This is a genomic window from Crossiella sp. SN42, assembly GCF_023897065.1.
In the GTDB taxonomy this organism is placed as follows: Bacteria; Actinomycetota; Actinomycetes; order Mycobacteriales; family Pseudonocardiaceae; genus Crossiella.
Genome location: NZ_JAMHIV010000007.1, coordinates 122458 through 142367 on the forward strand (window position 1 = coordinate 122458; position 19910 = coordinate 142367).

At 72.8% G+C, this 19910-nt stretch carries 21 protein-coding genes; 10 read left to right on the forward strand and 11 right to left on the reverse strand.

What is annotated here, in order from left to right; translation table 11 throughout:
• Window positions 1-57 precede the first annotated feature (57 nt).
• From M8C13_RS10505 to M8C13_RS10515, 3 genes are all read right to left on the reverse strand, one after another.
• Window positions 58-369, reverse strand: coding sequence for a hypothetical protein (locus tag M8C13_RS10505; RefSeq protein WP_252480331.1), 312 nt, complete (start codon window positions 367-369; stop codon window positions 58-60).
• A gap of 67 nt (window positions 370-436) precedes the next feature.
• On the reverse strand, window positions 437-1222 hold the full coding sequence (locus M8C13_RS10510; RefSeq protein ID WP_252480332.1) for a M15 family metallopeptidase: 786 nt from the start codon (window positions 1220-1222) through the stop codon (window positions 437-439).
• A gap of 12 nt (window positions 1223-1234) precedes the next feature.
• Window positions 1235-2632 carry an ATP-binding protein gene (locus M8C13_RS10515; RefSeq protein WP_252480457.1) on the reverse strand — a complete coding sequence of 466 codons (1398 nt, stop codon included), beginning with the start codon at window positions 2630-2632 and terminating at the stop codon, window positions 1235-1237.
• 96 nt (window positions 2633-2728) lie between these two features.
• Here M8C13_RS10515 and M8C13_RS10520 point away from each other — a divergent pair, with 96 nt between their 5' ends.
• Window positions 2729-3457 carry a polysaccharide deacetylase family protein gene (locus M8C13_RS10520; RefSeq protein ID WP_252480333.1) on the forward strand — a complete coding sequence of 243 codons (729 nt, stop codon included), beginning with the start codon at window positions 2729-2731 and terminating at the stop codon, window positions 3455-3457.
• Here M8C13_RS10520 and M8C13_RS10525 read toward each other — a convergent pair.
• Window positions 3412-3651 carry a hypothetical protein gene (locus M8C13_RS10525; protein WP_252480334.1) on the reverse strand — a complete coding sequence of 80 codons (240 nt, stop codon included), beginning with the start codon at window positions 3649-3651 and terminating at the stop codon, window positions 3412-3414. The two genes, M8C13_RS10520 and M8C13_RS10525, sit on opposite strands and share 46 nt — an antisense overlap.
• 320 nt (window positions 3652-3971) lie before the next feature.
• Between M8C13_RS10525 and M8C13_RS10530 the strand changes: the two genes are divergently transcribed.
• From M8C13_RS10530 to M8C13_RS10540, 4 genes are all read left to right on the forward strand, one after another.
• On the forward strand, window positions 3972-5069 hold the full coding sequence (locus M8C13_RS10530) for a DNA glycosylase AlkZ-like family protein (protein ID WP_252480335.1): 1098 nt from the start codon (window positions 3972-3974) through the stop codon (window positions 5067-5069).
• 85 nt (window positions 5070-5154) lie between these two features.
• Window positions 5155-5475 (forward strand): metalloregulator ArsR/SmtB family transcription factor, encoded by a 321-nt coding sequence (locus M8C13_RS45375; protein ID WP_308202782.1) that lies wholly within the window; start codon window positions 5155-5157, stop codon window positions 5473-5475.
• Window positions 5468-5905 (forward strand): SRPBCC family protein, encoded by a 438-nt coding sequence (locus M8C13_RS45380; RefSeq protein WP_308202783.1) that lies wholly within the window; start codon window positions 5468-5470, stop codon window positions 5903-5905. Before M8C13_RS45375 ends, M8C13_RS45380 begins: the two co-directional genes overlap by 8 nt.
• 25 nt (window positions 5906-5930) lie before the next feature.
• Entirely contained in the window at window positions 5931-7064 is a 1134-nt protein-coding gene (locus M8C13_RS10540; RefSeq protein WP_252480336.1) for a hypothetical protein, read from the forward strand.
• Here M8C13_RS10540 and M8C13_RS10545 read toward each other — a convergent pair.
• Genes M8C13_RS10545 through M8C13_RS10555 form a run of 3 tightly spaced genes read right to left on the reverse strand, consistent with a single transcriptional unit; the run spans window position 7047 to window position 10905 of the window.
• Window positions 7047-9491 carry a DUF6493 family protein gene (locus M8C13_RS10545; protein WP_252480337.1) on the reverse strand — a complete coding sequence of 815 codons (2445 nt, stop codon included), beginning with the start codon at window positions 9489-9491 and terminating at the stop codon, window positions 7047-7049. The genes M8C13_RS10540 and M8C13_RS10545 overlap by 18 nt on opposite strands.
• A 44-nt stretch (window positions 9492-9535) precedes the next feature.
• Window positions 9536-10330: an SCO1664 family protein gene (locus M8C13_RS10550; RefSeq protein ID WP_252480338.1), complete on the reverse strand. Its 795-nt coding sequence runs from the start codon at window positions 10328-10330 to the stop codon at window positions 9536-9538.
• A gap of 8 nt (window positions 10331-10338) precedes the next feature.
• Window positions 10339-10905, reverse strand: coding sequence for a DUF3090 domain-containing protein (locus M8C13_RS10555; protein ID WP_252480339.1), 567 nt, complete (start codon window positions 10903-10905; stop codon window positions 10339-10341).
• A gap of 143 nt (window positions 10906-11048) precedes the next feature.
• Between M8C13_RS10555 and M8C13_RS10560 the strand changes: the two genes are divergently transcribed.
• From M8C13_RS10560 to M8C13_RS10570, 3 genes are all read left to right on the forward strand, one after another.
• Window positions 11049-13007, forward strand: coding sequence for a prolyl oligopeptidase family serine peptidase (locus M8C13_RS10560; protein ID WP_252480340.1), 1959 nt, complete (start codon window positions 11049-11051; stop codon window positions 13005-13007).
• On the forward strand, window positions 13004-13924 hold the full coding sequence (locus M8C13_RS10565; protein ID WP_252480341.1) for an LD-carboxypeptidase: 921 nt from the start codon (window positions 13004-13006) through the stop codon (window positions 13922-13924). The genes M8C13_RS10560 and M8C13_RS10565 overlap by 4 nt, the downstream gene beginning before the upstream one ends.
• 351 nt (window positions 13925-14275) lie before the next feature.
• The gene (locus tag M8C13_RS10570) at window positions 14276-15433 is read left to right on the forward strand and encodes a S8 family peptidase (RefSeq protein WP_252480342.1); all 1158 of its coding nucleotides are present in this window, start codon (window positions 14276-14278) and stop codon (window positions 15431-15433) included.
• A gap of 50 nt (window positions 15434-15483) precedes the next feature.
• On the opposite strand, the gene M8C13_RS10575 is transcribed toward M8C13_RS10570, so the two are convergent.
• Window positions 15484-16308 carry a serine hydrolase domain-containing protein gene (locus M8C13_RS10575; RefSeq protein WP_374213049.1) on the reverse strand — a complete coding sequence of 275 codons (825 nt, stop codon included), beginning with the start codon at window positions 16306-16308 and terminating at the stop codon, window positions 15484-15486.
• A gap of 103 nt (window positions 16309-16411) precedes the next feature.
• Here M8C13_RS10575 and M8C13_RS10580 point away from each other — a divergent pair, with 103 nt between their 5' ends.
• Together M8C13_RS10580 and M8C13_RS10585 are read left to right on the forward strand one after the other, a co-directional pair.
• On the forward strand, window positions 16412-16549 hold the full coding sequence (locus M8C13_RS10580; protein ID WP_252480343.1) for a hypothetical protein: 138 nt from the start codon (window positions 16412-16414) through the stop codon (window positions 16547-16549).
• Between the two features lie 48 nt (window positions 16550-16597).
• The gene (locus M8C13_RS10585) at window positions 16598-17383 is read left to right on the forward strand and encodes an arginase family protein (protein WP_252480344.1); all 786 of its coding nucleotides are present in this window, start codon (window positions 16598-16600) and stop codon (window positions 17381-17383) included.
• A gap of 20 nt (window positions 17384-17403) precedes the next feature.
• Here the strand turns inward: M8C13_RS10585 and M8C13_RS10590 are convergent, their stop codons facing one another.
• The 3 genes from M8C13_RS10590 to M8C13_RS10600 all read right to left on the reverse strand — a co-directional run bounded on the left by M8C13_RS10590 (window position 17404) and on the right by M8C13_RS10600 (window position 19883).
• The gene (locus tag M8C13_RS10590; protein WP_252480345.1) at window positions 17404-17985 is read right to left on the reverse strand and encodes a dihydrofolate reductase family protein; all 582 of its coding nucleotides are present in this window, start codon (window positions 17983-17985) and stop codon (window positions 17404-17406) included.
• Between the two features lie 64 nt (window positions 17986-18049).
• Window positions 18050-18871, reverse strand: a complete 822-nt coding sequence (locus M8C13_RS10595; protein ID WP_252480346.1) for a helix-turn-helix domain-containing protein — start codon at window positions 18869-18871, stop codon at window positions 18050-18052.
• Between the two features lie 322 nt (window positions 18872-19193).
• Window positions 19194-19883: an aspartate/glutamate racemase family protein gene (locus M8C13_RS10600; protein ID WP_252480347.1), complete on the reverse strand. Its 690-nt coding sequence runs from the start codon at window positions 19881-19883 to the stop codon at window positions 19194-19196.
• Window positions 19884-19910: the final 27 nt, after the last annotated feature.

Sequence of the window (19910 nt, forward strand, 5' to 3'; positions counted from 1 at the left end):
GGCAACGGGAAAACGGCAGGCCACCGGAGGGATGGTGGCCTGCCGTCGGCGGCGTGGTCAGCAGGCGGTGAGCCTGGCGAAGCTCACCGGCTTGGCCCTGGACTCGGTGTGGCTCCAGCGGGGCGGGATGCTGGTGCAGGCGCCTGCCGGACCGGGCTCGTAGCCGACCCGCACCCGCACCGGGAAGTCGCAGTTGTTGCGCACCACCACGGTCAGCGTGCTGGCGCCGTCCTGGACCAGGCTCTGCACGCAGCTGGGCACCGAGGCGGGCTCGGCGGCGATCGCGGGCGTGCTGACGGCCAGTGCCGCGCCCCCGGCCAGCGCCAGGCTCACCCCGGCCACGACGAGCTTGTTCATCGACTCACGCATGCCGGCCACGAAACCAGAGCCACGACGATCTTGGCACCGGATTCGCCCATAACTGAACAGCCCCGGTTCAGGGCCGTGCGCGGCGGGCGACCGGGAAGTCGAAGTAGGTGCCGGGGAAGGGCTCGTTGTTCAGGGTGAAGTGCCACCACTCCTCGGCCAGGTTGCGGAAACCGGCCGAGGCCAGGGTGCCGCGCAGCAGGTCGCGGTGCACGCGGGCCGGGCCGGTGATAGCCGGGTTGTCGGTGTGGGACAACGGGTCGAAGCAGTCGTAGCCGGTGCCCATGTCCACGGTGTTGTCCGGGAACCGGGCGCCCACCGGCGCGAAGCAGGGCGTGAGCGGCTCACCGGGCCGGTACGGGCGCTGCGGGCGGACCGGCAGCTTGACCAGGGTGAGGTCCACGGTGCTGCCGCGGCTGTGCCCGGACTTCTCCGCGATGTAGCCGTCGGCGAAGAGCCGGTCCTTGGCCACGTTGGGGTAGAACTCGGCCTTCATCCGCTCGTCGGCGAGGTCCTTGGCCCAGCGCACGAAGTGGTCCACCGCGCGCTGCGGCCGGTAGCAGTCGTAGACCTTGAGCGTGTAGCCCTGCCGCAGCAGCGCGCGCTGGGCGGTGCGCAGCGCGGTCGCGGCCTGGCGGGTGAGCACGCACAGCGGCCGCCGGTAGCCGTCGATGCGCTCGCCGACGAAGTTGTGCCGCCCGAAGTAGCGGATGTCGTGCCGGATGGTGGGGTCGACGTCGGAGAGCACCACGAACCCCGGCGGCAGCCCGCCCCCGGCCGCGGTGGCCGGGGGCGTGAGCGTGCCGGTCGCGGCGACCGCGAGCAGGAGCGAGCCGAGAACTGAGCGCAGGGACATCGCCCTGTTCTATCAGCCCCCGTAGACCGCGTCCCCGGACTCGACGTCCTTGGCCAGGTTCCGCGACAGGTACAGCGACTCCAGGGCCAGCTCCACCACCGCGGCGATCCGGCCGGGCGGGTCGGCCGGTGACACGCCGAAGCGGGCGGCGACCTCGTGCAGCACCGGCAGCTCCGGCAGCGCGCCCAGCACCTCCGCGGCCCGCACCCTCGGCCCGGTGCGCACCGGGTGTCCCTCGGCCACGGCCTCCACCAGCGAGCGCAGGTCGATCCCGGCCAGCGAGGTGCGCGCGGTCTCGGCCAGCGAGCGCCGCAGCAGGTGGGTGAGCAGTTCCCCGGCCTCTTCCTCCAGGCCGGCGTGGAACTCCAGCTTGCCGCGCAGCACCGGGGTCACCGCGTCCAGGTCCACCGGCCGCGCCACCGCGGGCCACTCCCCGGTGCGCGCGGCGCGTTGCAGGGCCGCGGCGGCCACGGTCTCGGCGGCGGCCACCGCGAACCGGGCGGAGACGCCGGAGCGCTGGTCCACCGCGCTGGACTCGCGCAGGTGCCCGACGAACCGGGCCAGCACCTCCAGCAGCGGGTCGCCGACCTCGGCCACCAGCTCGGCTTCCTGGCGGATGAGGTTGATCTCGTCGTCGAGGTCGCTGAGGTAGTGGGTGCGGATCTCCGCGCCGAAGCGGTCCTTGAGCGGGGTGATGATCCGGCCGCGGTTGGTGTAGTCCTCCGGGTTGGCGGTGGCCACCAGCAGCAGGTCCAGCGGCAGCCGCAGGGTGTAGCCACGGACCTGGATGTCGCGCTCTTCCATCACGTTGAGCAGCGCGACCTGGATCCGCTCGGCCAGGTCGGGCAGCTCGTTGATGGCCACGATGCCGCGGTGGGCGCGCGGGATGAGCCCGAAGTGGATGGTCTCCGGATCGCCCAGGCTGCGGCCCTCGGCGACCTTGACCGGGTCGACGTCACCGACCAGGTCGCCCACGGAGGTGTCGGGGGTGGCCAGCTTCTCGGCGTAGCGCTGCGAGCGGTGCAGCCAGGCCACCGGCAGGTCCTCGCCCAGTTCGGCGGCGCGGCGGCGGGAGGCCGGCGTGATCGGGTCCAGGGGGTGCTCGGCGAGCTCGGACCCCTCGATCACCGGGGTCCACTCGTCCAGCAGTTCGGCCAGGGTCCGGGCGAGCCTGGTCTTGCCCTGGCCGCGTTCGCCGAGCAGCACCAGGTGGTGCCCGGCCAGCAACGCGCGTTCCAGCTGCGGCAGCACGGTCTCGTCGAAGCCGACGATGCCGCGCCACACCGGGCGCCCGTCACCGAGGGCGGCCAGCAGGTTGGTCCGGATCTCCTCGGCCACGCTGCGCGGCTGGTGCCCGGCGGCGCGCAGGGCGCCCACGGTGCGCGGCAGGTCGGCGGGAGCCGTTGGCACACTGGTGTTCACCCGCGCGACGGTACGCCTGTCCACCGGCTGCCCGCCGCCGGACATCGATGATCAACCGGAGAGCCGCTGACGCGTCCTGGGAACATGCGGAGATTTCGACCTCGCCGATGGCTGGTCTGGACCCTGGTGCCGGTGCTGGTGCTGCTCATCTCGTTGTGGGGAACCTGGCAGGTGAGCGACTCGCGGACCTTCCAGTTCTACGGCGGGCTCACCGACCGGGTGGACACCGCGGACAAGGTGGTCGCGCTGACCTTCGACGACGGCCCCACCGAAGGCACCCCCGAGGTGCTCAAAGCCCTGGCGGAGGCGCAGGTGAAGGCCACCTTCTTCGTCACCGGCCGGGAGCTGGCCGCCCACCCCGAGCACGGCAAGGCGATCGTGCGGGCCGGGCACGAGCTGGGCAACCACACCTACTCGCACCAGCGGATGGTGCTGGTGGGCGGGGACTTCGTGCGCTCCGAGGTCGAGCGCACCGACGCGCTGATCAGGGCGGCCGGGCACACCGGGGAGATCCACTTCCGGCCGCCGAACGGCAAGAAGCTGCTCAGCCTGCCCCGCTACCTGGCACAGCACCAGCGCCAGACGATCATGTGGGACGTGGAGCCGGAGTCCGACGGCACCGACGCCGCCGATCCGGCCGCGATCACCAGGGCGGTGCTGGAGAAGACCCGCCCGGGGTCGATCGTCCTGCTGCACGTCATGTACCCGGTGCGCCAACCCTCCCTGGCCGCGGTGCCGGGACTGGTCGCCGGACTGAAGGAACGCGGCTACCGCTTCGTGACCGTCTCGGAGCTCTTGGCCCTGCGCCGCTGACCGGGCGGCAACGCCACCGAGACCTGGCCCTCCACCACCCGGCCGCGCTGGGCCGCCGGGAGCTTCCACCAGCCCGAGCACCCCTGGGTGCACGGGTGGGACAGTTCGGCGAACCGGAAGCTCCCGTCGGCCTGCGGCACCGGCTGGCTCCAGGTGATGAACCCGGTGTCCGAACACCAGTGGCAGCGTGGCACTAAGTCGGGGTCACTGCTTCGGGATGTCTCCGGTTCCACCACATCTCCCACACGGGCCGTAGTCGTTGTCCACGTCCACTCCGGACCCCGCACACCGGGGGCAGGTCTCGAACTCGAACCGCATCCTCTCACCCACATCCGCCTCGGAGCCGTTGCCGCGCAATCACGATCGGGTCGAAAACACGACTCAGCCCACACCACGTTTCGTGGATGAGACGAGGTCCTTTCCGGCGGATGACGACCACGACCGGGTGAACTGTGACCGGCCAGAGTGGACTCCGCGGCCGCGGAATGTCGGACCGGCCCGGCATGCTGTCGCGATGGCCACCACGGTGACTCGAGCCCAGGCCCTGGCGTACCGGATGGCCGCGCAGGGCCTGCACCGCGCGCAGCGGCACACCCGCGACCTGGACGTGCTTGCCCTCGGTGTGCAGGACACCAGGGGCTCGGCCCAGCTGGCCCTGGCCGCCCGTCTGCCGGAGCCGCCGGAGCTGACCGAGGAGCTGGCCCTGCTGTGGTCGGTGCGCGGCGCCCCGCACCTGCACCGCCGCCGCGACCTGACCGCCCTGGCCCAACACCTGTGGCCGAGGGATGAGAAGGACGCCTTCGCCCGCCTGGGCTCGGAACGCAAACCCCTCAAGGCAGCCGGAATCTCCTCCCTGGACGCCTTCCGCGCCGCCGCCACCGCCCTCCGCGAAGCCGTGCCCGCCCCGATGCCCAAGGGCGAGGTCAGCGCCGCGGTCACCGCGCTGCTTCCGCCCGCCTACTCCTACGACTGCCGCACCTGCCAGTCCCGCCACATCTACGGCAGCCTGTTCCAGACCATCGGCCTGTTCGCCGGCCTGCGCCACGACGTCGCCGGCCCTGCCCTGCTGCTGCGCCCCCTGGAAAACCGCCCACCCATCCCGGAAACCTCCGCGGGCGCCACCCCGCTGATCGTCGACTACCTCCGCCTGCACGGCCCCGCCACCCGCGCCGAGGCCGCCGCCTACCTCGGCACCTCCCAGTCCGCCCTCGCCCCGGTCTGGCCCACCGACCTGGCCGAGGTCACCCTCGACGGCGCCCAGACCTGGCTCCCCGCCGACGCCCTCCCCCAGCTCCGCACCCCGCCGAAGACCCAGGTCGTGCGCCTGCTCCCGCCACTGGACCCCTACCTCCAGGCCAGGGACCGGGAGCGGCTGGTGCCGGACGCGGCCCGCCGCAAGGAGATCTGGAAGATCATCGGCAACCCGGGAGCACTGCTGGTCAACGGCGAGCTGGCCGGGACCTGGCGACCCAAGAGCACAGCGAAGCGGCTGGAGCTGACGGTCACCGCGTTCCAGCCGCTGACCAAGTCGCAGCAGCAGGAGCTCCAGCGCGAGGCGGAACTGGTGGCCACGGTCCGCGGCCTGCCCGAGGTGCGCCTGATCCACGCCTGACCCGGCCCTGCCTTGACAGGCAACCCTCCGGTTGCCTATTTTCGCCTCCGAAAGGCAACCATCCAGTTGCCAATGGAGGCGCCTCATGGACGACGACGCGGTGTTCAAGGCGCTGGCCGATCCCACCCGCCGCCGCCTGCTGGACGCCCTGCACGCCCACAACGGCCAGCGCCTGCACGAGCTCTGCGCGGGAACCGACCTCACCCGCCAGGCGGTGACCAAGCACCTGGCCATCCTCGAAGCGGCCAACCTGGTCGCCACCACCCGCTCCGGCCGGGAAAAGCTGCACTACCTCAACCCGGCCCCGCTCAACGACATCAGCGCCCGCTGGCTCGCCAAGTACGACCAGCGGCAGCTCAACGCCCTGGCCACCCTCAAACAGGCCCTGGAGGACGACCGTGAGTGACCTCGACTTCATCTACGTCACCTACATCCGGACCACCCCGGAACAGCTGTGGACCGCGCTGACCAACGGCGAGTTCACCGAGCAGTACTACGGCGTGCACCTGGTCTCGGACTGGCAGCCCGGCTCGCTCATCCACTGGCGCAACGACGACGGCACCCTGGGCACCTCGGGCGAGACCGTGCTGGCAGCCGACCCGCCGTACCTGCTCAGCTACACCTTCAAGGTCGGCGCGGACTACCCGGACCTGCACGCCGAGGACGCCTCCCGGGTCACCTTCACCCTGGAACGCGACGGCGAGACGGTGAAGCTCACCCTCACCCACGACCGGTTCGACCCGCGCGGACAGGTGCGCGAGTCGGTCTCGCACGGCTGGCCCGCGATCCTCTCCGGCCTGAAAACCCTGCTGGAAACCGGCGAGCGCCTGCCCTGACAGGGGTCGCGGCTAGGGTGTCGGCGTGCTGACCGAAGTCCTGCTCACCCCGCCTGACCAGGCCGTGGACACCGCGACGATCGTGGACGGCCTGCTGGAGCCGGGTGCGCAGGCCGCGCAGGCGCTGCTGGTGCTGGGCAAGATCGCCCGCACCCGGTTCTGGGTGCACCCGTCGATGCTGAGCAGGCTGCTCGCCGAGTCCGACCCGGTGTTCACCGCCGACGGCGCCACCCTGCGCGCTGAGTCCTTCTCCCCCTGCTGCGGGATGCACGCCCGCCTGGACCTGCGGCCGGTCGGCACGGTCGGCCGCGGCTGCACCAACGTGGACCTCTCCGCCGGCACCCGTGCGGTGCTGGCCGGGGTGGCCGGCGAGGAACCGCTGCACCTGCGGGTGCGCGGGGACGGCATCCGGCTGCGCACCCTCGACGGCGACGGCGCCGAGGACAGGGTGCCACTGCCGGAGCGGTGGGTGGCCGGGTTCGCCGAGATCGCCGCGGTCACCGCGGGCGCGACCCGGCGGGCCGAGCTCGACCAGATCGCGGCCCGCTCCTTCCTGCGGCAGCTGCCCACCAAGGACACCGCCTCCTGGGTGGTCCCGTCCGGCCGGGGCCTGCGCCTGACCGCCCGGCGCACCGCCGAGGCGATCCCGGCGGCCGGGTTGCACCGGCTGCGGGTGGCCGACCCGCTGGTGCGCTTCACCCGCGGTCTGTCCGTCTACGCCGCCCCCGGCGCGGAGACCGCCAGCTGGGTGCTGCACCTGGACCGGGCCCGGCTGACCGTCACCCTGTCCCCGGCGCCCTCCCGTGGCTTCTCCGGCGAGGGCGGCTGGCTGACCACCCTGGCCGGCGGGGCCGCGGACCCGGACCTGGTCACCGGCCGCCGCGGCCACGACGTGGTGGACGGCGTGTGGTTCGACCGCCCGCTGCCCAGCGGCCGCGCCCCGGCCAACGGCCGCCTGACCAAGGCCAGGACCCTGGTCGCGGCGGGCGCGGTCCGCGCGCTGCCCGGGGGCGGCTTCGAGATCGCGCACGGCTCCTCGGTGCAGCGGGTCCGGCTGTCCCCGGACGGCTGCACCTGCGCCTGGTGGGCTGAGCACCAGGACCGCAGGGGACCGTGCTCGCACGTGCTGGCGGCCCGGCTGTCAGCGGAGCAGTCGTAAGGCCGCCTTCGCCGCCTTCGAGGACCCGGTCAGCCCGCCCAGCCAGTCCCTGGTCGCCGGACTGACCGTGCCCGCGCCGCGCTCGGCCAGGTCCACGGCCAGCTCCAGCAACGCCGACAGCCCGCGCGCCGACCGGTCCAGCACCGGCAGCAGAGCGTCCACTGTGGACAGAACAGCGGCCGGATGCTCCCCCGCCAGCACGGACAACCGCTTGGTCAGCCGGGTCAGCGTCAGCTCGCCGCCGAAGACGCCCAGTGCCTCGCCGAGCGCCCTGGGGCCGAGCAGCCGGGCGTCCAGCAGGGACAGCGCGGCGTCCACCCCGAGCTGGGCGCCCGAGGCGCGCTGGGTGTTCAGCGCGGCCGCGATCATCAGCAGGCCGGGATAGGAGGGCACGGCCGGGCGATCCAGGAACGGACTGAGCCCGTACACCTCGCTGGGGTAGCCGACCTCGACGTCGTTCTCGAACAGGTCCCTGGCCACCTCGGCCTCGTGCACCGCCCGGTCATACGGCGCGCCGATGACCTCGTGCGGGCTGGTGAACCCCTCCCACCCGGTGTCCAGGGGCGGCGTGTTCAGCGTGCCCAGCCACGGCACGTCCGGTTCGTGCTCCGCCGGTGTCCTGGTGAACTCCAGCCTGATCAGGTCAAAGCTCCCGGTGACCAGGCGCGCCGACCAGCCGAACGGCTCGCCCGGCTCGCCGCGCAGCACCGCCACCGGGTCGGCGGCCTCCGGATGCCGGGCCTTGGCCGCCGCCAGCCCCAGCCAGTCCTCGGCCGGTGTCTCCGGCCCGCCGAGGGCGAAGCGCACCGCCGCCGCGTACGGCCCGGTCAGCTCCGCGGCGAGCTCCAGGGCCTCGGCCCTGGTGTCCGGGGCCAGCCGCAGCAACCCGTCCACCACATCGTCCAGGGCTGCCTCGGGATGCCGGAGCAGCCGCCGCACGAACACCACCGGATCCAGCCAGCCGCCCAGGTGCGTGGCCGCCGACACCGGCCTCGCGTTCCCGGCCAACAGCGCCCGCATCCGGTGCCGCAGCGGCCGCGACCACCCGTTGACCAGCTCCGGCGGTTCGACCTCCCGCCCGGCCAGCCCGCGCACCAGCACGCTGAGCAGCTTGGGCATCAGCTCCGCGTGTTCGGTGTCGGCCTTGACCGCCCGCTTGACCAGGGGCTTGAGCGCATCCCGCAGCTCGTCGCCGGCGACCCGGTGCGCCCCGTCGAGCGCGGCCAGCAGCAGGTCGCCCTGGTAGTGGTCGGCCAGCAGCGCGGAGAACGCCTCGGCCACCGCCGCGGGCGAGTCCGGCACCTCCAACGGCACCACCAGCAGCCGCCGCTCGGCGAAGGGCGGCAGCACCGGCTCCGGATAGGCCACCGGCTCCACCCGGGCCGGCGCCTCCACCGGCGTGCCCAGGTGCGCGGCCGCGAGTTCGCGCACCTCGGCCGACTCGTGCGTGGCCGCCGCCGCGAACACCTCCCCGGCCAGCCCCGCCGCGGCCTGCCCGGCCTTGGCCGCCAGCCGCACCGCGAGCTTGGCCGTGCCGGCCCCGCGCCCGGCGGCCGCGGCGGGCAGGTGCCGCAGCGCCACCTCGGCGTCGAGCAGCCCGGCCTTCTGCACCGCGGCCAGGGCCTTCACCGCGAACCCCACCGTGCTCGGCACCCCGCTGCCGCACAGCCGCGCGTACCCGTGCTGCCACCCAGCCCGCTCCACCGGATTCGGCTCCAGCGCCTCGTGCAGCGCCGCGTACCACCGGGCTCGGAACACGGCGAAGTCCCTGGCCAGCACCTCCAGCGTGATGCGCAGTAACCGCGCCCGGTCCAGCTCGCCGGTGCGGCTCAGCTCGACCAGGGCGGTCGACCACTGGCAGTCCAGGGGCACGTACTTGTCGAAGGCGGCGAAGCTCGCCTCTCCGGTGCCCTCGACCGGCAGCAGCTCCCACACCTCGTCCAGGGCCCCGGGTGTGGCTCGCAGCCGCTCGGCCAGGGGTGTGGTCAGGTCCCGCCGCGACCACCGGAACCAGCCCGCGAAGTACTCCGGCGTGCGCACCGGTTCGAGCTCGCCCGCGCGCGCCAGCTCCCGGACCGCGTCCCATCCGGGCTGCCACTCCACCAGCCAGCCGGCCAGCGCGGCCCGTTCCCGTGGGGGCCGCGCCAGCAGGATCCGCTTGGTCAGCTCGGCCTCCGGTGGCCGGAGCTCGCGCAGCAGCGGATCACGCGGGGGCAGCGTGGCCAGCAACGCGACCGAGGCCCGTTCCGCCAGCCGACGGTCCCGTGCCCCGTAGGTGTGCCCGTTGTCGAGCAGCACCAGCTCCAAGCCGTCCCGCACGGTCGCGGCCAGCTCCGGCGCGAAGCCGCGCCGCTGCTCGCCGGGCAGCCCGAGCACCCTGGTCAGCACGTCGCCGGGGGTCCCGGCCAGCAGTTCGGTCACCAACACGGGGCCAACCTAACCCGGGCCGCCGACAGCGTTCGCCAGGCGAACTAGAACGCGGGCCAGGGGATCGGCGGCCAGTCCCCGGTCGGGGCCGGGAACACGCCCGCGCCCAGCAGCTTGTCGGTGCGTTCGGTGAGCATCCGGACCTCGGTGATGGTCAGGTGCTCGTGCAGCGCCTCGCCGAACTCCCCGTCCAGCCCCGCGCGCAGCCGCCGCAGCCCCTCGGCCGCCTCCTCGCCCAGCGGCTCGCCGAGCCAGCCCCACAGCACGGTGCGCAGCTTGTCCTCGGCGTTGAGGCAGATCCCGTGGTCCACCCCGTAGACCGCGCCGCCGAGGGCGTGCAGCACGTGCCCGCCCTTGCGGTCGGCGTTGTTGACCACCACGTCCAGGGCCGCGAGCAGCCGCATCCGCGGGTGGTCGGCGTGCACCAGCGCGGCGGGGTCGCCGAAGCGGTCGTGCGCCCGCAGCACCTCTTTCCAGCCCTGCGGCACGTCATCCGGTGGCAGCAGGTCGACCAGGTCAGCCTCGGGCTCGGTGTCCACCCACAGCTGCACCATGCCCTCGCCGAAGGGGCCCGGCCGCAGCACCGTGGGCGGCACCAGTCCAAAACCGGCCGCCTCCGACACCAGGTAGGTGGCCACCTCCCGCCCGGCCAGGGTGCCGTCCGGGAAGTCCCACAGCGGGCGCTCGCCGCGCACCGGCTTGTACACGCACTCGGCCTGCACACCCTCGTGCTCGATGCCGCAGAACAGCGTCGCGTTGGAGGCGTCGACCAGCCGTCCCCGCACGTCGAGCGTGCCGTGGGTGAGCAGTTCGATCGCGCCGTCGTCCCCAGGGCGCACCGGCGTGCTCAGCTCGGCTCGCCGCGACGGTAGCCGTTCTGCCGCGGGCACACGTGGCCCTCGGCGTCCAGCGGCTCGTTGCACAGCGGACAGGGTTTGCGACCGGCGCTGACCACCCGTTCGGCGCGCTGGGCGAACGCCCTGGCCTGCACCGGGGTGAGGAAGACGCGGACGGCGTCCGGCCCCTCCTCGGTGTCGTCGAGGACGACCGACTCGTCGATCTCCTCCTCGGTGGCGGCGAGCAGCTCGACGACGACGGCACTGGAGTCGGCGTCCCAGCCGAGCCCCATGGTGCCGACCCGGAACTCCTCCTCGAGGGGCACCTCGAGGGGTTCGGTGTCGACGACGTCCTCAGGCGCGTCGGGCGGCACCTCGGCGCCGAAGCGCCGGTGCACCTCCTCGAGCAGCGCGCCCAGCCGTTCGGCCAGCACCGACACCTGCTGCTTCTCCAGCAGCACGCTGACGGTACGGCCGCTCTCGCTGGCCTGGAGGTAGAACGAGCGGTCGCCTGGTTGCCCGACGGTTCCGGCTACGAACCGTTCGGGCTGGCGGAAGAGGTGAATGACACGTGCCATGGCACCACTGACCCTAGGCCACGCCCGCGCGGACGGCAGAGGCATCCCCGACATCCGGGATCGAGGACGTGAATTCACCTGCCGGCGATCTTTGTGGTGATCTTCTGTCGGCCGGTAGACGGTGGCCGGTTACCCTCGGCTTCGTGGTCACCGTACTGGGGTATGGCAACTGGACATCGCCGATCAGCGCCGCCGACGCGAGCGCCGTCACCGCGCCGCCGCACTGGGTGCGCGCGCACGGTGGCTTCACCTACTGGACCGAGGGCAGGCCCACCGAGGGCGGCCGGGTCACGCTGCTGCGCGGCAGGGCGGGCGAGGCGGCGCGGGAGGTGCTGGCCGCGCCGTGGAGCGCGCGCAACCGGCTGCACGAGTACGGCGGCGCGCCCTACACCGTGCTGGCCACCCCGGACGGTGACCGGGTGGCCTTCACGCACTGGGCCGACCAGCGGATCCACCTGGTGGACGCCGCCGGTGGCGAGCCGGCGCCACTGACCCCGGCCCCGGACCGCGAGCACGGCCTGCGCTACGGCGACCTGCACCCCAGCGCGGACGGCGCCGAGATCTGGTGCGTGCGCGAGCGGATCACCGGCGACCGCCCCACCGACCTGGTCCGCGAACTGGTGGCCGTGCCGGTCTCCGGGGCCGGGGCCGCCGACCCGGCCGCGATCCGGGTGCTGGCGGCCAGCCACCGGTTCATGAGCGCGCCCAAGGCCAGCCCGGACGGCCGCCACCTGGCCTGGATCGGCTGGGAGCACCCCGCGATGCCCTGGGACGGCACCGAGCTGTGCGTGGCCGAGCTCGTCGGCGGCACCGCCGGGCCGCACCGGGTGGTGGCCGGCGGGGCGGCCGAGTCGGTCTGCCAGTTCGAGTGGGCCGACGAGGACTCGCTGTACGCGATGACCGACCCGGACGGCTGGTGGAACCTCCACCGGGTGAACCTGGACGGCACTCAGCGGGCCCTGCACCGGGCCGAGGCCGACTACGGCGGTCCACTGTGGACACTCGGCGCGACCTGGTTCGTCCCGCTCGGCGGCGGACGGCACCTCCTGCGCGGCAGGCTCGGCCTGTCCCTGCTGACCGAGGACACCGGCGAACTCACCCCACTGGACCTGCCGCTGCCGGTGTGGCGCACCACCTTCGCCCACGACGGCGACCTGGTCACCGGGGTCGCCGCCGGCCCGGCCGCCGCGCCCGCGGTGGCCCAGGTCGACCTGCGCACCGGGCAGCTGAGCACGCTCACCGCCCAGCCAGCCGGACTGCCCGACCCGGCCTACCTGCCGCCGGTGGTCGAGCGGGTGTTCACCGGCCAGGACGGAGTCGGCATCCCGGCCTACGTCTACCTGCCGCACAACCCGGACTTCACCGCCCCCGAGGGCGAGCGGCCGCCGTTCCTGGTGCACGTGCACGGCGGCCCCACCGGCGAGGTCTCCCCCGTGCTCAGCGCCGACTTCGCCTACTTCACCAGCCGGGGCATCGGCGTGGTCGCGGTCAACTACGGCGGCTCCAGCGGCTACGGCCGCGCCTTCCGGGACCGGCTGCGCGAGGCCTGGGGCGTGGTCGACGTGCGGGACTGCGCCACCGTGGCCGAGGCGCTGGCCGCCGAGGGCACCGCGGACGCGCTGCGGCTGGGCATCCGGGGCGGCAGCGCGGGCGGCTGGACCACCGCGGCCTCGCTGACCTCGGTGGCCACCTACCGCGGCGGCGCCGCCTACTTCCCGGTGCTGGACCTGCTCTCCTTCGCCGCGGGCGGCACCCACGACTTCGAGTCCCGCTACCTCGACGGCCTGGTCGGCGCGCTGCCGGCGGCCGAGGCCCGCTACCGCGAGCGGTCCCCGGCCAACCGGGTCGACCAGCTGGCCGGGCCGATCCTGCTGCTGCAAGGCCTCGAGGACCAGGTGTGCCCGCCGGAGCAGTGCGAGAAGTTCCTGGAAGCGTTGTCCGGTAAGGGCATACCGCACGCCTACCGCTCCTTCGAGGGCGAGCAGCACGGGTTCCGGCGGGCGGAGAACATCCAGGCCGCGCTGGAGGCCGAGCTGTCCTTCTTCGGCCAGACCCTGGGCTTCAGTCCGGCCGGGGTGCCCGCGCTGGAGCTGCGCTCATGAGCGGGCTGCGCCGCCCGCCCAGGGTGCCCCGGCACGGCCACGTCGCGGTGATCGCCCCCGCCGGGCCGGTGTCCCCTGCCCAGCTGGACATCGGCATCGAGCAGCTGCGGTCCTGGGGGCTGACCGTCTCCGAGGGCGCGCACGTGCGGGACAAGCACCCGGAGATGCGGTACCTGGCCGGTCAGGACGCCGACCGGGCGGCGGACTTCGTGTGGGCGTGGACGCGGCCGGAGTTCGACGCGGTGCTGTGCGCCCGCGGCGGTTACGGTTGTCAGCGGATGGTGGACCTGGTGCCGTGGGCGGAGCTGAAAGGCTTGCCGCCCAAGGTGTTCGCCGGGTCCAGCGATGTCACCGCGCTGCACGCCCGGATCGCGGGCGAGCTGGGTCAGGTCACGCTGTTCGCGCCGATGACCGGTAGCGCGATGTTCACCGACGACCTGCCTGCCCGCGAGCACCTGCGCTACTCGCTGCTGGACCCGGCCTCGGTGACCAAGCTCGGCCGCGGCGCCGAGCCGATCATCGGCGGCCAGGCGCGCGGGGTCACCGTCGGCGGCACGCTGAGCCTGCTCGCCGCCGAGGTGGGCCTGGGCCGGTGGCGACCGCAGCCGGGGTCGCTGGCGGTGCTGGAGGACGTCACCGAGGACCCGTACCGCCTCGACGGCATGCTCACCCACCTGCTGCGCGCGGGCTGGTTCGACGGGGTCACCGGCATCGCGCTGGGCTCCTGGACCTCCTGCGGCCCGATCGAGCAGGTGCGCACGGTGCTCACCGACCGGCTGGGCGGGCTCGGCGTGCCGATAGCCTGGGAGGTCGGGTTCGGGCACTGCGCCAACCAGCTCACCGTGCCGCTGGGCGTGGTCGCGCTGCTGGACGCCGACGCGGGCACCCTGGTGCTGGAGGAACCCGCGCTCGTCTAGAGACGAACCAGGTGGTTGCGCCACGTGAGCGGGGCTCCCGCCGACCGGCTCAACCAGGTGGTGACCCAAGGTCAGCGACGCCGGTCCCCGCGGTCTCCCCGGCCGCGTGAACCTCGCCGCCCAAACCTCCTTTTTCCGTGCGACCACCGCCGTGAGTTCCCCGCACCGGATGACCACGCCGCCCGCGGCCGTCATCCGGTGCGGTGGTCTTACCCGCACGCTCCGCGATGGACACCGGTGTTGCGTTACTCCGCGTCGGACCCCCGCTCCGTCGGGGAATGCCCAGGTCGCCCCGGCGAGACCACGCTCAGTGGTGGGCGAAAGCCCTACCGCCGACCGATCGGGGAAGTCATGAAACGCACGGCCCGGACACTCGCCGCCGCCGCGCTGCTGATCACCGCCACCACCGGCACCGCGACCGCGTCACCCGCCACCGCAGCCATCGACGGCCAGTTCATCGTCTCCCTGACCAAGGGCGGCACCGCGGACACCGTGCTCAAGCTGGTCAACCGGTTCAACATCGACGTCAAGTTCAACTTCGGCTCGCTGTTCGTCGGCTTCGCCGCCAAGCTCAACCCCCTGGTCGCCAGCGCCCTGAAGTTGCTCCCGGAGATCGAGTCGGTGGTCCCCGACGCGGAGGTCAAGCTCGAACTGCCCAGCGCCGCAGGCGGATCGCCCCGCGCGGCCGGTTCCTGGGGCCTGGACCGCATCAACCAGCGCGCCCTCCCCCTAGATGGCTCCTACACCGCCAGCCACACCGGCGCGGGTGTCACCGCCTACATCGTCGACACCGGCATCCAGTTCAGCCATCCCGAGTTCGGCGGGCGGGCCAGGCCAGGGTTCGACGCGATCGGCGACGGTCGCAACGGCGAGGACTGCAACGGCCACGGCACCCACGTCGCGGGCACCGTCGGCGGCACCCAGTTCGGCGTGGCCAAGGCGACCAGGCTGGTCGCGGTGCGGGTGCTCGGCTGTGACGGCCGGGGTTCGTGGTCCGGCATCATCGCCGGCCTGGACTGGATCGGCGCGAACGCGGTCCGCCCGGCCGTGGCCAACCTGTCCCTCGGCGGCACCCCGGGCATCGCCCAGGTCGACGAGGCGGCGAACCGGTTGTCCGACCGGGGCGTGTTCGTCGCGGTGGCCGGCGGCAACTCCACCGACGACGCGTGCAAGTACAGCCCGGCCCGCGCCGCCCGCCCGATCACCATCGGCGCGACCACCCGCACCGACGGCTTCGCCGCCTACAGCAACCGCGGCAGCTGCGTGCAGCTGCTGGCGCCTGGCACCGAGATCACCTCGGCCTGGCCGGGCAGCCGGGTCAACACGATCAGCGGCACCAGCATGGCCACCCCGCACGTGGCGGGTGTGGCGGCGCTGTTCAAACAGGCCCACGGCGACCAGTCCCAGCAAACGATCATGAACTGGCTCTGGCAGGCGGGCACCCCGGACCGGATCGCCGGCATGCCGGCGGCCACGCCCAACCGACTGCTCTACACCGGCGGCCTGTGATCAGGCGCGGCGCCGGGGCGGAGGCGCGGTGGTCGCGCCTCCGCCCCCTTTCACCGTCCCAGCTCCGCCAGCACCCCGTCGTTGAACGGCGTCCAGGCCTGCACCGCCCACGGCCCGAAGTCCCGGTCCGCCAGCGCCACGCAGGCGACCCCGGCCTCGGGATCAACCCACAGGAACGTCCCGGCCTGACCGAAGTGCCCGTAGGTCCGCGCCGAGTTCCGCGTGCCGGTCCAGTGCGGCGACTTCTCCCCCCGGATCTCGAACCCCAGCCCCCAGTCACAGGGCTTCTGCATGCCATACCCCGGCACCACCCCGTTGAGCCCGGGGAAAGCCACCGAGGTCGCCTCGGCCACGGTCGCCGCGGACACCAAGGTCGGCCGGTGCAACTCCGCCGCGAACCGCACCAGATCCGCGCAGGTCGACACCGCCCCCGACCCAGCGGACCCGGTCAACGCCGACCCGGTCATCCCCAACGGCGCGAAAACGGCCTCGTGCAGGTAGTCCGCGAACCCGATCCCGGAACTCTTCTCCAGGGTCTCGGCCAGCACCTCGAACCCGGTGTTGGAGTAGATCCGCCTGCTCCCGGGCGCCGCCTGCACCGCCGCGGAGTCAAAAGCCAGCCCCGAGGTGTGCGCCGCCAGGTGCCGCACGGTCGCCCCGTCCGGCCCCGCGGGCTGATCCCACTCCAGCGCCCCCTCCTCCACCGCGACCAGCACCGCGTAGGCGGTCAGCGGCTTGGTCACCGAAGCCAGCCGAAACGCCCGCTCCTGCTCCCCCGCCACACCGAGCACGGCCCCATCCGCGCGAACCACAGCCGCCGCGGCATGATCCACCGGCCACTGCGCAAGGACACCCAGGCTCGTCAGGCTGCTCATACCCCTCAACCTAGGCAAGCCGCGCCGCCCACGCCCGCCCGGGGTCACCGCGGTCACCCGGCACCGTGGACAACCCGGTCCGTGATCTTGTACGGTCCGGGCCATGACGCGTGTGCCCGGCCTCGCGCGGCTGAGTGTGGTCCTCCTCAGCCGTCGGGTCGAGGTGCCCGCGCACACGTCTGAGATGCAGCGGCTGCTGCGGCAGAACCGAGCGGGATGGACCGACCTGTCGTCGTTCTGATCGACACGACAGTCCTGGGACCCATCTCGTTTACTCGGAGAAGCAGACATGACAACTGTGCTGTGCGTGCCGCAATGGCAAGGATCGGCCTCGGACCGGGCGCCGCTGCTGGCCCCGGGGGCACATCGAACCGCTGAGCTCCTGCGGGCGGACACCGTGGTGTCGGTGCCGATCGCCAGTGGCAGCGGCGAAATCACGGAGGGGATCCGCGCACGCGGGGCGCTGGCCGAGAACCTGCGGCTGACCGGCGAAGCGCTGGCGGAGATCGATGACTTCACCATCACCGTGGGCGGCGACTGCGGGGTGGACATCGCGCCGATCGCCGCCGCGCGACAGCGTTACGGCGACCAGCTGACGGTGCTGTGGATCGACGCGCACCCCGATGTGTACGGCCCGGGCGACCTGGCCTCTGGGGCGTTCCACGGCATGGTCGTGCGCACCCTGCTCGGAGACGGTCCCGCCTTGCTGACCCCGGCGCGAACCCTGGCTCCAGCACAGGTGATCCTCGCCGGGGTCAGGGCCGGCGGCGCCAGCGAACGCGAATACCTCCGCAAGACCGGCCTCCGCGTGCACGGCGTCGACCAGCTGGAGCAGGCCTTCGACGGACTCTCCGGTCCCACCTACGTCCACGTCGACCTGGACGTGCTCGACCCCGCCGAGTTCGGCTCGGTCTGCTACCCCGAACCGAACGGCGTCCGATCGTCCGATCTGGTCGAGCTGATCTCCCGGCTGGACAACGTCGTCGGCGCGGCGATCACCGAACACGCCCCGGCCGCCGACAACCCCGCCGAGGCCGACGTCATCCGACGCCTCGGCGCCGCCCTGCGCCGCTGAGGCCTACCCGCTCGGATCGGTCAACGGCGCACCCGATAGCGCAGGTGCAGCACCCGGTTGCCCTGGACCACCTCGTCAGGGTCCGCCAGCAGGTGCTGCGCGTTGACCGATCCGAAGTAGCGCTTGCCGGACCCGAACACCACGGGCACAACGTCCATGCGCACCTCGTCGACCAGGCCCGCGGCAAACACCTGGCCACCGACGTCGCCGGCGGCGACCTCGACCAGGCGGTCCCCCGCGAGCTCCTGCGCCTTGGCCACGGCTGCCTCAATGCCGTCGACGAAGTGGAACGGCGCCCCGGGGTCCCAGCCCTCGGGCGCCGGCCGGTGCGTCACGACGACCACGTGGTCGATCCCGCCCGGCGGCTTCCCGTCCCAGCCGTCGGTGAGGTCGAAGACGTGGCGGCCGACGATGGTCACCCCGATCTGGTCCCAGTACGGCCGGGTGTAGTCGTAGGAGGTCTGCGACACCTTCAGCGCGCCGCTGTCGTCCAACGGGACGTCACCGCTGGACAACCAGTCGAACAGCGGTCCGGGCTGGTCATTCTCGTCCGCGATGAAGCCGTCCACCGACACCGAGCTGTACATGACCACCTTGCCCACGGGGCTCTCCTCTGCTTGGGGTGCCCCAAATTAGCGCGTGGTGAGCTCTCGCTCTTGTAAGAAATCAATCGGCCGGCAGCGGCCAGCTGTCCAGCACGTGGCCGGGGTGCTCGCGCAGGAACCGCCGCCGGACTTCGATGTACCGGGTCGGCGTGAGCCCGGTGAACGCCCGGAACTCGTGGCCGAAGTGAGCCTGGTCGAAGTAGCCCGCGCCACCGGCGAGCTCGCTCCAGTCGACCGGTCCGGCGGGGTCGATCGCGAACACGGTGGCGGTGAAGCGGTGAGTGCGGGCCAGCCGCTTCGGCGTGACGCCGACGAGGTCCTTGAACCGCCGTGCCAGATGAGTGCTGCTGACCCCGGCTGCCTCGCTGAGGTCGCCGATCGCCACCGCCCCGCCGGTCGCCGCGATGACGCTGCTCGTATGGCGGACCAGCCCGAGACCGGCGGTCTCGCACAGCCGTCGCAGCAGTTCCTCCTCCAGCAGCGTCAGCATCTCGTGCGGTTTGTCCGCCGCGGCCAGCCGTTCCCGCAACTCAGCAATGGCGGGCCGACCCCAAACCTGCTCCACCGTCACCGGCCGGTCACACAGCTCGGCCGCGGGCATCGGCAGGAACGGCGCCAGCCCCCAGGGCTTGAAGTGCACGCCGACGGACCGGGTCCGGGGTGGATAGCCGAACTCGAACGCGCGGGTGGGCATGGTGACCACGCAGCCGTCGGCGTACTCGGCCGTCTCGATCTCGGCGCCGGCGCGGATGCGAAACGGCGCGCCGAGGTTGACGATGAGCAACGCCGACGGCGATGGCGGCAGCATCAGCCGGGCGTACGGCGGCGCACCCGCCAGGTAGTAGAGGTCGTCGATCAGCCCGTCCAGCGGCGGTCGCGGCACTCTGGACACGTACTCCACGCGCACAGCATCGCCGACGCGCCAGCGTCATCGCGCGCGGGGATGCGGCGCCGAGACCGCGTGAGCAGCTCCGTGGCGCGACAACAAGATCTCTGCACTGCGGGAATGTCGCTAGCGAAGGCGCGCTCGGGGAGCTGGCGGCGTGTCGTCAGGAGTTGTAGCACTGCCTCACCGCGCGGGCCGGTGCGTTGTTCGAGCCCGCCGACGCGGTGCTGTCACGACGCCGGTCGAGCCCTCGAGCCACACACCCGACCCGCCCACCACAAAAAGTCGCCAAGCCCAGCCGAAAGGTCCAATTACACGCTCAGCGCAACGCCTCCGCCACCGCCGCCACCGCGTGCAGCCGCGTGGTCGGGAACAGCGGCAGCTCCGAGTCCCCGTCCCCCACCAGCATCTCGATCTCGGTGCACCCCAGGATGATCCCCTCCGCCCCGGCCGCCGCCAGCCGAGCCATGACCTCCCGGTAGCCGGCCCGCGACTCCTCCCGCACAACCCCCTGGCACAACTCGTCGTAGATCACCCGGTGCACCAGCTCCCGGTCCGCCGCTCCCGGCACGATCACCTCAAGCCCATGTCCCGCCAACCGATCCCGGTAGAACTCCTGCTCCATCGTGAACGCGGTCCCCAGCAACCCCACCCGCCGCACCCCGCGGGCGAGCACGGCCGCCGCGGTGGTGTCGCCCAGGTGCAGCAACGGAATGTCCACCGCGCCGGCGACCTGGTCGGCCACCTTGTGCATCGTGTTGGTGCACAACACCACGAACTCCGCCCCAGCCTGGTGCAGCGCCTTCGCCGCCTGCGCCAACCGCACCCCCGCGGCATGCCAGTCCTGGGCGCGCTGCAACTCCTCGATCTCGGCGAAGTCCACCGAGTACAACACGCAGCTGGCCGAGTGCAGGCCACCAAGCCGCGCCCGGACCTCCTCGTTGATCAGCCGGTAGTAGATCGCCGAGGACTCCCAGCTCATGCCGCCAAGCAGGCCGATGGTGCGCATGGCTCCACGTTAGCCGCGGCGAGGCAC